Raw genomic sequence first — 14,871 nt, forward strand, 5'->3', positions numbered from 1 at the left:
TTTAACTTAGGGGAATACAAACCTCAATAATTTATAAAGGAGAGTATTTTATGAGTTTTATGTTTAAACCTTTAGCATATGATGATTTGACCGCAATCAACCGTCCTGTATTAACTTCTTCTATTATAGAATCAATGGTAGTAGGTAATGAGGAGGTGGCTTCCTCAATCATAAAGAGCCTAGGTCAACGTCAAAAGGCTGTTATCCTTGTAGATGGATATGTGGGAAGTAATTTTATAAGCTTTGTAAATGAGCTACAAAAGCAGATATATAATAAAAGCAGTAAAGCCTTTGACATGAAGGACGTATACTTAAGTGAAGAGAAAATTAATGAAATGACAAAGTCAAACTTACCCCTGAACTATGAGGATGATCCGGTATTATTATTCGGAAATTTATTTGAAGGAAGAATTGAGGATTTCATCGATTATGAAAAATTGAAAAACAGGATTAGTGAAATACTTAATTTTGATGGGATAAGCATAGTTTATGGACATGGATGTACAGTGAAGCCATTATTAGAAATCGCTTCTAAAGTGATCTACATTGATATTTCTCCCAAAAACACTGCTGTTCGTGCACGCGAAGGCAAGTTCATGAATATTGGCGATAGTGAGGTAAGACCCTTCAATGCTCTCATGCGTCGCAATTATTTCGTAGATTTTGAAATTGTTGTGCATCAAAGAAAAAAGCTTATGAATGAGAATTTAATAGACTTTTATATTGATGGAAATAAGGATGATGAATATAAGCTGCTGCCCTTTGAAGCCTTTAAGGAGCTTTTGGACACGCTGGTAAAGTATCCTTTCAGGTGCAAGCCGGTGTACTTGGAAGGCATTTGGGGTGGTGAATACATCAGAAAAATAAGGAATATTCCTATGGACATTTCAAAAAACATAGCTTGGATTTTTGAATTCATTCCTATGGAAGTCAGCATTGTTGTGGATATAAATTCCTGTAATTTTGAATTGCCCTTTGCAACATTTATGAGCCTTCAAGGAAGATCAATAATAGGAGAAAAAGCCTATGAAAAATTTGATGGTTATTTTCCTATTCGTTTCAATTACGATGATACTTACCACAGTGATGGTAATATGTCTATTCAGGTTCATCCTCAAGGTGAATTTACACGAAAGCATTATAATGAAAAAGGCTCTCAGGATGAAGCCTATTATGTTGTAGCTACAGGGCATAACGCCAAGACCTATGTAGGCTTTAAGAATGGTGCAGATGTGGAGGAATTCCTTGATTTAGCAGAAAAATCTCAGCAGGATGGCTCTGAGGTTGATTATAAAAAATATATAAACGGGGAAGATTCAATACCGGGTAAACAGTTTATGTTACCAGCAGGTACCATCCATGCTTCAGGGCAAAATCAACTGATTTTAGAATTAGGAAGCTTAACTATAGGTTCCTATACTTATAAGATTTACGATTACAATCGTAAGGATAAGGATGGAAAAACTCGTCCAATTCATATAAAAAACGCAAGAAAGGTTCTAGAGCATAGCAGAAATACAGATTGGGTAAGAAAGAACATAGCAAAAGAACCTGTGCTAATAAAAAAAGATGATGACTTTGAAGAATTTATCGTAGGTGATACAGATTTAATGTATTATCAAACTAGCAGAGTGGAACTTAAGACAAAGGGATGCTACAAATCAAATAATAATGATCAATTTACAGTAATAACCCTTGTAGACGGTGAAGAAATAGAAGTTCACTCAGAATCTAATCCGGAGTTTAGCTTCACTCAAAAGTACCTAGAAATTGTAGTTATTCCTTCAGATATAACCGACTACGTAATAGTCAATAAAGGCTATCAACCAGCAGTTATTCATAAAACATATTTAAAGCCGAATTTTGAGAAATATATTTTATAATATGGAGGTAAAAATATGGATTTTATTAAAGAACCAAAAGGGATTCAAAAGTTCTGGGATGATTTTGAATTAAGTGGACAAAATGTGCAGTGGCGTCAAAAGATGATAAGAGAATGTGTTAATGTTTATAAGAATAATGATGCCATAAATGATTTTGGCGATGAACTTGCATATAAGGTAGCCAATCAGAACTTTAATCGTGAAAGCTTTGTTAAAGGAAATTTACAGTGGGGTATCACATATATAAATCCGTTTACGGTAGATGGGGAATGTGCCATGACTTCAGGTCACTATCATGATGATTATGATTGCGATGAGTATTATTACGGTTTAGAGGGTACAGGCTTTCTATTATTCTGGGATGGCAAGGATGATTTTTATGCAGAAAAAATATTCAAAGGCTCTCTTCACTACATCAATGGACATTATGCCCATAGAATTATAAATACTGGAGATACAATTCTAGCTGTAGCAGCATGCAGCCTTCCAGCTAGCAAGCAAAACCATAAAAAAATTGAAGAAAAACCATTTCCCTATCGCTGTTATAAGGAAAATGGAGAAATTATTTGGAAGGAACAGATATGATGAAACCAATTCGTCTTAAGCCCGTTAATGTAAAAGCACTATGGGCAGGAGACAAACTCTCCAAATTAAGAAACCTGGAGGAAGGCACAGGTATTGTCCGCGAGGTATGCGCATATAAGAACAGCGAAAATCTAATATTAAATGATGAATATAAGGATATGAGATTAGATAATTTAATAAAACTTCATTTCAAAGAACTGATGGGAAAGGATACTACCTATCAGATGATTAGAGCAGCTTACATTGATGCCAAGGAGGATTTGTCCATACAAGTGCATCCTGATGATGAGTACGCTAAGAAAATAGAGAATGATTTTGGAAAATCAGAGTCATGGTATGTACTAGAATGTGATAAAAACGCTTCTGTAATTGCAGGCTGCAATATAGATGATCCTGAATTACTGAAGGAAGCTGCAATAAATGGTAGCATAGAGGAATATCTCATTCGTATACCTGTGAAACCGGGGGATTTTGTCTACATTCCAGCGGGTCTAATACATGCTTGCGGAAAAGGAACCCTTGTAATGGAAATTGGAAGTTTCGGTGGCATTACTTACCGAATGTATGATTACGGCAGAGGAAGAGAATTGCACCTGAATAAAGGTTTTGAAGTACTTGACATATCCCTTAGGGCATGTAAAAAAGAGTTCTCCTTAGATTCAAGAAATAAAAACAAAATAGAAAATGCTATTGAGTCAAAGGAATTTAAAGTGGATGTTATTGATACTATTGGGTCACAGAGGGTATGCAAAGAGGATAAATATCATATACTTACTTGCGTTCTTAATGATTGTAATATTATAATAGATGGAGAAAAATATGGTCTGCATTATACTGAAACCCTAGTTATACCAGCATCCATAAATGAATATGAAATACAAGGAGACTGTAGAGTTTTGTGTAGTTACAGACCGTAATAAGGAGATTTTCTTATGGATATGATTTATACGATAAGAAGTATTTATAACACATTGCCACAATCGGAAAAAAAAGTAGCTGATTTTATAATGAAAAATCCAAAGCAGGTTTTAACTCTCAGTGTCTTTGAGCTAGCTGAATTATGCAATGTATCTGCACCATCTGTATCTAGATTTGTAAAAAGAGCTTTTGACTTGACCTATCAGGAAACCAAGGTGGAATTAGCCAAGAGTTTGTCTAAAATAGAGAAAAACAATATAACTGAGCTTTTAAGCTGGGCAGACGATCTAAGCGATATGCCTTCAAAAATAATCAATGAGATTTCATTGACCTGCAACGATGTTATAGCAGCTAATACAGTTGACACATTTAAGGATGTTATTGATTTAATTAAAAATGCCGACACAGTTTACTTTTTTGCAGTAGGGTCATCTGCCATTGTAGCAATGGACTTTCAGAACAAGCTGTTGAAGATTGGTATTAAGTCTGTGTTTATAAATGATGGAAATTCAAATATTCTGAATTCCAATGTTTGTACTTCTAAGGATGTGGTTATAGCTATCAGCTTTAGCGGCCGTTCAAAGGAAGTTAATATAGCAGTAAAAAATGCAAAAAAAAGCAATACGCCAATTATAGCCATTACTCAAAATATGTCCAGCATCCTAGGTCAAATAGCTGATTATGTGCTTTTAACCCCAAGCTATGAAATAAATGAAAACCGCTTGGGAGCAATTTTCTCAAGGTATGGACAATTATTTATTATTGACTATTTATATATGGGGCTTACAAAACAGATAGTTAAGAACACAGAACAATTCTCCGACAACTATCACAAATTCTTTGAAGTCCTAAAGGAAGATAAATGATAGCTAGAGTTTAATAAGACGGGGCCAGTTAACAACCTTTTGAGCTAATCAAAGGTTGTTGACTGGTCCTAATTTATATAATAATCAAAATCACTCTCTTACGGATTTAAATGACAGTCAATTGAAAAAATTATATAATTTTTGTATAAAATTAGAATTTATAATTGACTTTGACGCGGTGTCGTACTTTATGATGATAATAGAAAGGAGGATATTATGGAGCTACAGACCATAAGTACAGTATCAAAGAATTTCAATATCTCCACAAGAACACTTAGATATTACGAGCAAATTGGACTAATTCAAAGCATTAAGAAGGAAGGATATGCCTATCGCACCTATGATGAGAAATCAATAATTAAATTAGAACAGATTATTATTTTGAGGAAGCTGCGAATACAGTTAAAAGAAATACAGTTAATCCTTCAAAATGAGGAAGCTTCTATTGCTATAGGAGTTTTTCAAAAAAAGATCAATGAGTTCTCAAATGAAATTACAGCGTTATCTACTATAAAATCAATTTTAGAAGAGTTCATTACTCGACTCAAAGAAAATTTTGAAGTTAAGATTAGCTCAGGATTATTAGCGGATGAGTCGATGCTAAAAATTATTGACTCGCTAACGGTAACAAAAATAAATTTCAAGGAGGAAAAATCAATGAGTGATTTAAATCGTGCCAATGAAACTTTATCAAAGCTAACTGATGTAAGAATAGTGTATTTACCCCCAGCCACTGTTGCATCTATCAGACATATAGGTGGGCTACCTGAGCTAACAACAGCAAGTGAACTGAATAATTTTATAATGAATAATCAACTTGCTAAAATTAAACCAGATTTTCGACATTATGGATTTAATCATCCTAATGGTGAGATGGCAGATGGTAGTGATCATGGATATGAACGATGGGTTACAATTCCTAGTGATATGGAAGTTATAAAACCCTTTGAAAAGAAAGAATTTTCAGGTGGACTTTATGCCGCCCATGCAATATCAATGGGAAATTTTGAGGAATGGAACTGGCTATGTGATTGGGCAAAAAATAACCCTGAATATGAGCCAAACTGGGGAAATCCTGAATGCATGTATGGACTTATGGAGGAGCACTTGAATTATATTAATCTTTATACTTTAAATGTTGAAGAAAACCACAAGTGGCAGCTGGATTTGCTAATTCCAATTAGACCAAAAGTAAAATAAGTACAGAAGAAAGTATTATGAGATTAGAAATTATAATATTCCCCCTCAGACTAGTGCTCTGAGGGAATTTTTTGTTAATGGAGTTGTAGTTTTTACGTAGAAATAGATAAATATATGAAAGGAAAAATTGCCTGCCCGAATTGCATAAAAGTAATAGCAATACATCCTGTGGATTTAGCAATATAATTGATATATCTTTGAATACTTGTCATTCTAATAGTAACTGATATAATTATAACTAATCTGACTGATAATCAAACACGTTTTTCAATTCATTTATTTTGAAAGGAAATAAATTCTAAAGGGGGATGAGAGATGTCATATACCATGAAGGTTATTAGAAAAGAAGAGCTATTTACTGGAAAATGGTCAGGGGGCACCACTACAGAGCTTTTAATTTATCCTGAAGATGCCAAATATAGCCATAGAAATTTTAAGTGGAGAATAAGCTCAGCAAAGGTAGAGATTGAGGAATCTATATTTACTCACTTGCCTGGAATAGAAAGAGTGATTATGGTTTTAGAAGGTGAATTAGAGCTACACCATGAAGGTCATCATAGTATCAAAATAAAGGAATTTCAGAAAGATAGGTTTAGCGGTGATTGGATAACTAAAAGCTATGGCATGGTCACTGATTTTAATCTGATGATGTCTTCGGGCTGCAGAGGAGAACTACATAGTATTTCCTTACCAGCTGGACAAGTTAAGGAAATACATACTAGTAATTTTAATGAAAAGGATTTCTCTAATATAACAGAAGTATTTTATTGTGTAGGTGGCGTGGTAGATATCTTTGTAAAAGATAATGCAAATATATATTTGAATAAAGGGGATTTGCTACAAATAACAAGAGAAAGCGCCTCCACAAGCACTACACTAGCCTTTTCTAACAATAACCAAGAAGAGGTTAAATTAATTAAAACCGTAGTGTATTACTCCTAAAAAACTGATTTAAAGTTAAAAATTTCTATAGATTATATATTTAAGCTTCAAAAATCCTATATTATTAAGTAAAAAATCCTATTTAGTTATTAATTTTGAATAACTAAATGGGATTTATTTTTTGAGATGACTTAAGTCAACAATTTTAATTATCAAAATGATAAATTATATGTGGTATGTAAAATGCAACAAGAATAGTTATATGGAAGCAATGAGTAAGATTAATTTATACATGTTCTAAAATCCAATCTTCTAGAGGTTTTAGTATATACAAAAATAAATAGTTTAGACCGCCTTTTAACATTATTATCAAAATGATAATAATGTTATCATTTTGATAATATTAGATAAAACGTTTGAGTAAAACCCGTTATACAGCTAAGCTCAGCAGTAGTAACTATTAGATTTTTCAAGGATTTACTTAATTTCTAAGGTCTATTTATCTATTAAATTATGGCATAAAAATTGCGTGAAATATTTTCAAATATAAGTAGGATTGAGTTGATATTAATAATGAAGCTTAATAAGCTATTAGATTTAAATATTGGAGACATAATTTCCATAGTAGGTGCAGGAGGAAAGACTTCCTTAATGTTTGCTTTAGCGGAAGAGCTTAAGAATTATAAGGTTTTAGTCACCACATCAACAAAAATATTTGTACCTGAAAGTAATAAATACGATTTTCTTTGCATTGATCCAGAGGGTAAGGGTACTTTTGATTATAGCAAAAACTCAGGAATTTATATACTTGGAGCAGGGGTTAACAAAGAGAACAAGATATTAGGAATTAATAGAGAGATTTTAGAAAAACAATATAAGTATTTTGATTATGTTTTAATTGAGGCTGACGGCTCTAAGATGAAAGCGATTAAAGGATGGAATCAGGAGGAACCTGTAGTTTTGACAAGAACAAATAAAACCTTGGGAGTTCTTAGCATTAAGGTTATAGGAGCTAGGGTAAATCAGGATAATGTTCATAGAATTAAAGAGTTTATGGATCTAACAGGTGCTAATATTAATGAAAAAATAACTATAGAGCATATGGCAAAATTAGTACTCCATAAGCAAGGGTTGTTTAAAAACTCAAAGGGTGAAAAAACACTTTTAATAAATCAAGTAGAAGAAGAATTACATAAACTTCAAGTAGAAATACTGATATCTTATATAAGAAAAAATAATCCTAACTTTATTAATAAAACTATCTCTGGAAGTATAAAAAATAAAATTTATAGCATTCATTAAGCTATGGAGGCGATTATGGTAAGTGCAATTATTATGGCTTCAGGTTTTGGAAGTCGTATGGGTAGAAATAAGCTGCTTCTGCCTTACAAGGGTAAAGCAATGATTGAATACGTTATAGATGCTGTATTAAATTCTGATTTAAAGGAAAAAGTCTTTATTGGAAGAGAAGAAGAGGTATTAAAAATTGCTGGGGAAAGAGGCATTAAAACTGTTGTAAATCCTAATGCTTACAGAGGTCAAAGTGAAGCTATAAAGCTTGGAATCAAAAATCTTAATAATGGTAATGGATATATGTTTTTAACTGGTGACCAGCCATTCATTAATAGTGAGGTGATTAATACCCTCATAAGGGAGTTTGAAAAATATAACAATATCATTATTGTACCCTTATGCAATGATAAACCAAGCAGTCCAGTTATTTTTCCAGAGGACTTAAAGGGAGAACTTTTAGCGTTACAGGGAGATACTGGAGGAAGAGAAGTTATAAAAACTAATTTACATAGAGTTAAATATGTACCTATAAATGATCCCTGCTGCTTAATGGATGTTGATACCTATGAGGAGTATAAAAACTTAATAGAAAAAATTATATAAATGAGGAGTATATCAATGGAAAATAACATAGTAATAGTAAGAGGGGGAGGAGACATAGCCTCAGGAGTAATTCAAAAGCTTCATAGAAGTGGCTTCAAGGTTTTAGTATTAGAAATTGAAAATCCCACCTTTATAAGAAGAAATGTATGCCTAGGAGAGGCTATTTATAGTGACAGGTATGTAGTAGAAGATATGGAATCCCTAAGAGCAGATAATATTACTCAAATAAATGAAGCCTGGGATAATGGCCTTATACCAGTTGCAGTAGATCCAAATGGATACCTCATAAATAAATTGAAGCCAGATATAGTAGTAGATGCTATATTAGCAAAGAAAAATATTGGAACCACCAGAGCTATGGCTAAGATAACAGTAGCCCTGGGACCTGGCTTTGAAGCTGGGAAAGATGTTGATGTGGTTATAGAGACAAATAGAGGTCACAATCTAGGAAAGCTTATATTTAATGGCTGTGCTTCAGAAAATACAGGTACTCCAGGAGATATAATGGGTTTTTCTAAGGAAAGGGTTATTTATAGCCCCTGTGACGGTGTTATGGAGAATTGTAAAGATATTGGAGATATTGTTAGAAGAAACGATACTATCGCAAAAATAGGGCATAGTGAAATAAAAGCGACTATAGATGGAATATTAAGAGGGCTTTTAAGAGATGGAGCTTCTGCACATAAAGGTTTAAAGATAGCAGATATAGACCCAAGACTTAAGGAAAAAAATAATTGCAGCACTATTTCTGATAAGGCTAGAAACATAGGTGGAGGCGTACTTGAAGCAATCTTCTATCTAAAAGATAAATAAAGTTTTTGAAAGGATGATTTTATGGAACAGGATATTTTGAAAAAAATCTATGAAGCTTTAAAAAATGGAGAAAAGGTAGCTTTGGCCACCATTACAGAAAATATAGGCTCTACGCCAAGAAAGCTAGGTTCAATTATGGCTGTTTTTAAGGACGGAACTATTTTAGGCTCTGTAGGTGGGGGAGCCTTTGAGGGAGAAGTGATAAAAAAATCCTTAGATTGTATTGTAAAAGGCGAGGATTCAGACTTTGATCATAATCTGGGTGGAAAAGGAAACTTAGGAATGCAATGTGGTGGCGGAGCAAAAGGATACATAAAGGTTTTTAAGCCTAACCCAAGGCTTATTATTGCAGGTGCAGGCCATATAGGTGAAGCTCTGAATAAACTGGCTAAGTTTGTAGGTTTTGAAACGGTGATAATTGATGACAGGGTAGAATACGCTAATAAGCATCGTTACCCAGATGCAGATGAAATCATTGTAGGAGATGTAGGAGAGAAGCTTTCAGGGTATAAATTAAATGAAGACAGCTATGTGGTAATAGTAACAAAGGGGCATATCCCAGATAGAGCAGCTTTAGAAGCTGTAGTAGGAAAAAATGTGGCATATATAGGAATGATAGGCAGTAAAAAAAAGGTGCTTTATGTTATTGAAAAAATCCTAGAAAATGGAGTTTCTAAAAAAGATTTAGATAAGGTTTATACACCTATAGGTCTTGATATAGCCTCTGAGCTTCCCACTGAAATAGCTGTTAGCATTATGGCTGAGATACTTGCAATAAAAAATAAAGGAACTTTAAATCATAAAAAATTTTTAAGGAAGGAAGCTTTCTAACATGTTTACTGTAGGAATTATTACCGCTAGCGACAAGGGCTTTAAAGGAGAACGAGAGGATAAAAGCGGACAGGTTATAAAAGACATGGTTATAAAAGCAGGTTATACATTAAAAAAGTATATTCTGCTTCCAGATGAAAAAGATCTTATAGAAAAAGAGTTAATTTATATGTGTGATGATTTAAAGGTTAATCTTGTACTAACCACTGGAGGGACAGGCTTTAGTCAAAGAGATATAACTCCAGAGGCAACAAAAGCTATTATAGAAAGAGAAGCAAATGGTATTTCAGAAGCCATAAGATATTACAGCCTTCAGATTACCCCAAGAGCTATGCTTTCTAGAGGAGTATCGGGGATTAGAAAAAATACACTTATAATTAATCTGCCAGGCAGTGAAAAGGCGGTTAGGGAATCCTTAGAATTCATAATGCCCTCCATTAAACATGGCATTGAAATATTAACAGGAGAAGCCACAGAATGCGGCAGATAGAAATTAAAGGGGGAGAATTTAATGAAAAAATATTTTTACTTATTATTAATTGTAATTTTTACTTCCATGATATTTATAGGATGCAGTCAAAAGCAAGGAAAAGCTCAGGAGAAAAGTTCTGTAAAAAAAGAAATTACAATCAGCGCTGCTGCCAGCTTACAGGAGCCTATAAAAGAGATTGCAAAAAAATTTGAAGATAAAAAAAATGTAAAGATAAATTTTAATTTCGGAGCCTCAGGGACTCTTCAAAAACAAATTGAACAAGGAGCCTCCGTAGATATTTTTATATCTGCTGGAAAAAGTCAAATGGATGCTTTGGAGGGTAATAACTTAATAGATAAAGCTTCAAGAAAAGATATTGTTAAAAATTCATTAGTGTTAATAGTTTCAAATTCCTTTGATAAAAATATCAGCTCTACTGAACAATTAAAGGATAAAAATATTAAGTTGGTTTTAGGAGAAATTAAAACTGTTCCAGCAGGTCAATATGCGGAGCAATATCTCAAAGCGGTAAAGCTTTTAGATGAGTTTAATAGTAAAATAACCTATGCTAAGGATGTAAAAAGTGTATTAACTTACGTAGAAAATGGTGAAGCACAAGCAGGCTTTGTATATTATAGTGATGCTGTAAACTTAAAAAGCTCCTATGTTGCGTATAAGGTGCCAGAAGATACTCATTCACCAATTGACTATCCAGGAGCCATAATATCAAGCAGTAAAGAGAATGCACTAAGCAAAGAATTCATGGAATTTATAGGAAATAACGATTCAAAAGAGATTTTTGCCAAATATAATTTTCAGGTGAAGTAATATGGTTCTTGAAGCATTAGCTATTTCATTAAAGGTCACAGTGCTAGCCACTGTGGCAACTTTTGCAGTAGGCATAGCGGCAGCAAGAGTATTAACTAAAAATAATTTTAAATTCAAGGGAATAATAGAAGCCTTTATTATAATTCCGATGTTTCTTCCGCCTTCAGTGGTAGGGTATTTGCTTTTATTGCTTATTGGGAAGAATGGGTTCATAGGGAAGATTATATATAAGTACTTTCAACAAGGACTTATATTCACTTGGCAGGCAGCGGTTTTAGCAGCCTTTGTTGTATCTCTTCCTCTCATGTATCAAAGCACAAAGGCAGCTTTTTTAAGCATAGACCCTATATACGAGGAAGCTGCAAAGGTTATGGGAGCTAGCAACTTTCAAATATTTTGGAAGATAATTATTCCTTTAAGCATTAAAGGAATAATTAGTGGAATAATTTTGGCCTTTGGAAGAGCCTTTGGAGAGTTTGGAGCCACACTCATGGTAGCAGGAAATATACAAGGTAAAACTCAAACCATAACTACTGCTATTTATTATGCTGTTGAAAGTGGAGATAAGGTCTCAGCCAATATACTTTTATTATTGGTTTTAGCTATAAGCTTTACAATGATTTTTATATTTAATCATATATTAAAATCAACAACTACATATTAAGAAAAGAATTTTATATCAATTTTTATAGAGGTGGAATTATGAAAATTATAAAAGTAGAGGATGCAGTTAACTCAATATTATGTCATGACATAACACAAATAATTCCGGGAAAGGTGAAAGGTAGAGCCTTTAAAAAAGGTCATATAATAAAACCAGAGGATATTCCCGTGCTTTTATCCTTAGGAAAGGATCACATCTATGTATGGGAGGCTAAAGAAGGAATGCTTCACGAAAATGATGCAGCTATAAGATTAAAAGAATTAACTGCAGGGAAAGGTTTAACCTTTAGTGAAATAAAAGAAGGAAAAATAGATTTTATTGCAAAAGAAGAGGGCCTATTAAAAGTAGATAAGGAGGGAGTTTTTAAACTTAATTCCCTTGGAGAAATATGTTTTGCCACTCTTCATAATAATATGACAGTTAAAGCAGGACAAAAGGTAGCTGGAACTAGAGTAATTCCTTTAGTTATAGAGGAAGAAATAATAAAAAAAGCAGAAGAAATAATTAAAGAAAAACTAGTTAGAGTTTTACCTATTAAAAGTAAAAAAATAGGTATAGTTACTACTGGTAATGAGGTGTATCACGGCAGGATAAAGGATGCTTTTGGACCAGCTATTATAAGAAAAGTACAGGAGTTTGGCTGTGAAGTTTTGGGCCAAATAATTCTTCCTGATGATGCTCAAAAAATAACTGATGCTATTGATGAATGGAAAACTAAAGGAGCAGAGATGATAATATGTACAGGGGGAATGTCTGTAGATCCTGATGATGTTACTCCCTCTGCAATCAAAAATACAGGAGGAGAAATAGTAACCTATGGATCGCCGGTGCTTCCAGGAGCCATGTTCTTACTTGCATATCTAGATAATATACCTGTGCTTGGATTGCCAGGCTGTGTTATGTATTCCAAAAGGACAATTTTTGATCTCGTCCTACCTAGACTACTAGCAGGGGAAAAGCTTACAAAGGAAGATATAATGAACTATGGCCATGGCGGACTTTGCATGGATTGCGATGTATGTAGATTTCCAAATTGCAACTTTGGAAAAGGTGAATAAAAGGAGAGAGAAGAATGGGTGATACTTTAACACACTTTGATGAACATGGACGAGCTAGGATGATAGATGTAAGTCCCAAGGAAGATACTCAAAGAGAGGCTATAGCCAGAGGACAAATAAAAATGAAGAGTTCAACCCTTGAGGTTATTAAAGAAGGAAGAGTCGAAAAAGGAGATGTTTTAGGAGTAGCTAGAGTAGCCGCTATAATGGCATCTAAAAAAACTTGGGATATCATACCCATGTGCCATCCTCTATTTATTACAGGCTGTGAAATCGACTTTATTATAGAAAATGACCACACTATAATAATTGAGGCAAAGGTGAAGACCGGTGGAAAGACTGGCGTTGAAATGGAAGCCTTAACGGCGGTATCTGCTGCAGCTTTAACTATATATGATATGTGTAAAGCTATAGATAAGGGAATGATAATAGAGGATATACACCTTGCTCACAAAAGCGGTGGAAAGAGCGGAATTTGGAATTGTGAAAGATGATTGAATTAACCATGAAAGGATATTTGCTATGATTGATAGATGGGGCAGAAACATTGATTATTTGAGGGTTTCCGTGACTGATAGGTGTAATTTAAGATGCAAATATTGCATACCCGAGCAAGGAATTAAATATTCGTCAAAAGATGAATTAATGACCTTAGAGGAAATATATAAAGCGGTAAAGCTCTTTTCTGAACTTGGAATATCAAAAGTGAGAGTAACAGGAGGGGAACCATTAGTTAGGGAAGGTATAACCACTCTTATAAAAGACATAAATAAACTTCCTAAAATAAAGGAAGTTTATATGACCACTAATGGTACCCTTCTTTCTGAAAATATAGAGAATTTAGTTGATGCAGGAATTAAAGGATTAAATATAAGTTTAGATTCCTTAAAAAAACATAAGTATGATTATATCACTCGAGGTAATGATTTTGATAAAGTGATGGATTCTATTACTAAGTCCATTGAATCCGGCATAAAGGTAAAGATAAATACGGTAATAATGAAGGGCTTCAATGAAGATGAGATTTTAGATTTTGCATCTTTTTCAGAAAAATATCCTGTAGATGTTAGATTTATTGAACTCATGCCTATTGGAGAAAGTAGAGATTTTCAAGCGGTTTCCTCTGACTCAATAAAAAATACCATTTTGGAAAGTAAAGAATTATTTCAGTGTAAAAATAAAAACAATGGAGAAGGGCCAGCTGAATATTTCAGTGTAGAGAATGGTATAGGTAGAATAGGTTTTATAAGTGCTATGAGCCATAGCTTTTGTAGTAGTTGTAATAGGGTTAGGCTTACCTCTCAAGGCTTTGTAAAGCAGTGTCTTCATTGGAAGCATGGCATAAGTTTGAGAGATCTAATAAGGTCAGAAAATGATGATGAGTCTATTAAGGAAGCTCTAAGAAATTGTATTTATAGCAAGCCCTTAGAACATAATTTTAATAAAATAAGCGAAGATGGGGATAAGAGATATATGTCCCAAATAGGAGGTTAACATGGCTGAGGTTTTAGCTATTTGCATCAGTGAAAAAAAAGGAACCTGTAAAACCGAAATTAAAGAAGCAAAGTTTATAGAGGAACATGGTATTTTTCAAGACGCTCACGCAGGAAAATGGCATAGACAGGTAAGTCTTCTATCCTATGAGAAAATAGAGGACTTTAGAAAAAAAGGTATAAATGTTGCTTTTGGGGCCTTTGGAGAGAATTTAGTCATTCAAGGAATAGACCTTGCAAAATTACCTGTAGGAACTAAATTATTGTGTGGTGAGGTACTTTTAGAGGTTACTCAGATTGGAAAACAGTGCCATGATAGATGTCAGATATATTATACCGTTGGAGATTGTATAATGCCTAAGGAAGGAATATTTGCAAGGGTGCTAAATGGAGGTATAATAAAAGTAGGTGATATTATTTCTATATTGCAATAATTATAAAGGCTCTTTTATCCAATTAATCACATAGAAGATAAAGGAGCC

At 33.6% G+C, this 14,871-nt stretch carries 17 protein-coding genes; all 17 read left to right on the top strand.

Translation table 11 applies throughout. From position 1 onward, the window contains the following. The first annotated feature begins 50 nt into the window (after positions 1–50). The 17 genes from BN2665_RS14135 (at position 51) to BN2665_RS14215 (ending at position 14,823) form a co-directional block, all read left to right on the top strand. On the top strand, positions 51–1,883 hold the full coding sequence (locus BN2665_RS14135; protein WP_055667746.1) for a class I mannose-6-phosphate isomerase: 1,833 nt from the start codon (positions 51–53) through the stop codon (positions 1,881–1,883). Between the two features lie 15 nt (positions 1,884–1,898). Then, complete coding sequence (locus BN2665_RS14140) at positions 1,899–2,468, top strand: glucose-6-phosphate isomerase family protein (RefSeq protein ID WP_055667747.1); 570 nt, start codon at positions 1,899–1,901, stop codon at positions 2,466–2,468. Beyond that, positions 2,450–3,385 carry a type I phosphomannose isomerase catalytic subunit gene (locus BN2665_RS14145; protein ID WP_242865955.1) on the top strand — a complete coding sequence of 312 codons (936 nt, stop codon included), beginning with the start codon at positions 2,450–2,452 and terminating at the stop codon, positions 3,383–3,385. Before BN2665_RS14140 ends, BN2665_RS14145 begins: the two co-directional genes overlap by 19 nt. 15 nt (positions 3,386–3,400) lie before the next feature. Next, the gene (locus tag BN2665_RS14150; RefSeq protein ID WP_055667748.1) at positions 3,401–4,252 is read left to right on the top strand and encodes a MurR/RpiR family transcriptional regulator; all 852 of its coding nucleotides are present in this window, start codon (positions 3,401–3,403) and stop codon (positions 4,250–4,252) included. Positions 4,253–4,468: 216 nt separating this feature from the next. Then, positions 4,469–5,452 (top strand): effector binding domain-containing protein, encoded by a 984-nt coding sequence (locus tag BN2665_RS14155; protein WP_055667749.1) that lies wholly within the window; start codon positions 4,469–4,471, stop codon positions 5,450–5,452. 315 nt (positions 5,453–5,767) lie between these two features. After that, the gene (locus tag BN2665_RS14160) at positions 5,768–6,394 is read left to right on the top strand and encodes a HutD/Ves family protein (protein WP_055667750.1); all 627 of its coding nucleotides are present in this window, start codon (positions 5,768–5,770) and stop codon (positions 6,392–6,394) included. 501 nt (positions 6,395–6,895) lie between these two features. Beyond that, positions 6,896–7,636: a selenium cofactor biosynthesis protein YqeC gene (yqeC, locus tag BN2665_RS14165; protein WP_242865956.1), complete on the top strand. Its 741-nt coding sequence runs from the start codon at positions 6,896–6,898 to the stop codon at positions 7,634–7,636. A gap of 15 nt (positions 7,637–7,651) precedes the next feature. Beyond that, entirely contained in the window at positions 7,652–8,230 is a 579-nt protein-coding gene (gene mocA, locus BN2665_RS14170; protein ID WP_055667751.1) for a molybdenum cofactor cytidylyltransferase, read from the top strand. Between the two features lie 15 nt (positions 8,231–8,245). Beyond that, on the top strand, positions 8,246–9,043 hold the full coding sequence (gene yqeB, locus BN2665_RS14175; protein WP_055667752.1) for a selenium-dependent molybdenum cofactor biosynthesis protein YqeB: 798 nt from the start codon (positions 8,246–8,248) through the stop codon (positions 9,041–9,043). Between the two features lie 21 nt (positions 9,044–9,064). Further along, positions 9,065–9,874 (top strand): XdhC family protein, encoded by an 810-nt coding sequence (locus BN2665_RS14180; protein WP_055667753.1) that lies wholly within the window; start codon positions 9,065–9,067, stop codon positions 9,872–9,874. A gap of 1 nt (position 9,875) precedes the next feature. After that, the gene (locus tag BN2665_RS14185; protein WP_055667754.1) at positions 9,876–10,364 is read left to right on the top strand and encodes a MogA/MoaB family molybdenum cofactor biosynthesis protein; all 489 of its coding nucleotides are present in this window, start codon (positions 9,876–9,878) and stop codon (positions 10,362–10,364) included. Positions 10,365–10,385: 21 nt separating this feature from the next. Continuing rightward, positions 10,386–11,174: a molybdate ABC transporter substrate-binding protein gene (modA, locus tag BN2665_RS14190; protein WP_055667755.1), complete on the top strand. Its 789-nt coding sequence runs from the start codon at positions 10,386–10,388 to the stop codon at positions 11,172–11,174. 1 nt (position 11,175) lies between these two features. Further along, positions 11,176–11,838: a molybdate ABC transporter permease subunit gene (gene modB, locus BN2665_RS14195; RefSeq protein ID WP_055667756.1), complete on the top strand. Its 663-nt coding sequence runs from the start codon at positions 11,176–11,178 to the stop codon at positions 11,836–11,838. A gap of 38 nt (positions 11,839–11,876) precedes the next feature. Further along, the gene (locus tag BN2665_RS14200; RefSeq protein WP_055667757.1) at positions 11,877–12,896 is read left to right on the top strand and encodes a molybdopterin-binding protein; all 1,020 of its coding nucleotides are present in this window, start codon (positions 11,877–11,879) and stop codon (positions 12,894–12,896) included. Positions 12,897–12,910: 14 nt separating this feature from the next. Then, positions 12,911–13,390, top strand: coding sequence for a cyclic pyranopterin monophosphate synthase MoaC (moaC, locus tag BN2665_RS14205; protein WP_055667758.1), 480 nt, complete (start codon positions 12,911–12,913; stop codon positions 13,388–13,390). Positions 13,391–13,418: 28 nt separating this feature from the next. Continuing rightward, positions 13,419–14,390, top strand: a complete 972-nt coding sequence (gene moaA, locus BN2665_RS14210) for a GTP 3',8-cyclase MoaA (RefSeq protein WP_055667759.1) — start codon at positions 13,419–13,421, stop codon at positions 14,388–14,390. Between the two features lies 1 nt (position 14,391). Next, positions 14,392–14,823 (top strand): MOSC domain-containing protein, encoded by a 432-nt coding sequence (locus BN2665_RS14215; RefSeq protein ID WP_055667760.1) that lies wholly within the window; start codon positions 14,392–14,394, stop codon positions 14,821–14,823. The last annotated feature ends 48 nt before the right edge of the window (positions 14,824–14,871 follow it).

Source organism: Desnuesiella massiliensis, assembly GCF_001403615.1.
Taxonomy (GTDB): Bacteria; Bacillota; Clostridia; order Clostridiales; family Clostridiaceae; genus Desnuesiella; species Desnuesiella massiliensis.

What these genes read in the sequence shown, in the direction of transcription:
- BN2665_RS14160 (WP_055667750.1), top strand. Translation starts at nt 5,768, where the DNA reads ATGTCATATACCATGAAGGTTATTAGAAAAGAAGAGCTATTTACTGGA.
- BN2665_RS14155 (WP_055667749.1), top strand. Translation starts at nt 4,469, where the DNA reads ATGGAGCTACAGACCATAAGTACAGTATCAAAGAATTTCAATATCTCC.
- modB (WP_055667756.1), top strand. Translation starts at nt 11,176, where the DNA reads ATGGTTCTTGAAGCATTAGCTATTTCATTAAAGGTCACAGTGCTAGCC.
- mocA (WP_055667751.1), top strand. Translation starts at nt 7,652, where the DNA reads ATGGTAAGTGCAATTATTATGGCTTCAGGTTTTGGAAGTCGTATGGGT.
- BN2665_RS14140 (WP_055667747.1), top strand. Translation starts at nt 1,899, where the DNA reads ATGGATTTTATTAAAGAACCAAAAGGGATTCAAAAGTTCTGGGATGAT.
- yqeB (WP_055667752.1), top strand. Translation starts at nt 8,246, where the DNA reads ATGGAAAATAACATAGTAATAGTAAGAGGGGGAGGAGACATAGCCTCA.
- BN2665_RS14135 (WP_055667746.1), top strand. Translation starts at nt 51, where the DNA reads ATGAGTTTTATGTTTAAACCTTTAGCATATGATGATTTGACCGCAATC.
- BN2665_RS14185 (WP_055667754.1), top strand. Translation starts at nt 9,876, where the DNA reads ATGTTTACTGTAGGAATTATTACCGCTAGCGACAAGGGCTTTAAAGGA.
- modA (WP_055667755.1), top strand. Translation starts at nt 10,386, where the DNA reads ATGAAAAAATATTTTTACTTATTATTAATTGTAATTTTTACTTCCATG.
- moaC (WP_055667758.1), top strand. Translation starts at nt 12,911, where the DNA reads ATGGGTGATACTTTAACACACTTTGATGAACATGGACGAGCTAGGATG.
- BN2665_RS14200 (WP_055667757.1), top strand. Translation starts at nt 11,877, where the DNA reads ATGAAAATTATAAAAGTAGAGGATGCAGTTAACTCAATATTATGTCAT.
- BN2665_RS14180 (WP_055667753.1), top strand. Translation starts at nt 9,065, where the DNA reads ATGGAACAGGATATTTTGAAAAAAATCTATGAAGCTTTAAAAAATGGA.
- BN2665_RS14215 (WP_055667760.1), top strand. Translation starts at nt 14,392, where the DNA reads ATGGCTGAGGTTTTAGCTATTTGCATCAGTGAAAAAAAAGGAACCTGT.
- BN2665_RS14150 (WP_055667748.1), top strand. Translation starts at nt 3,401, where the DNA reads ATGGATATGATTTATACGATAAGAAGTATTTATAACACATTGCCACAA.
- moaA (WP_055667759.1), top strand. Translation starts at nt 13,419, where the DNA reads ATGATTGATAGATGGGGCAGAAACATTGATTATTTGAGGGTTTCCGTG.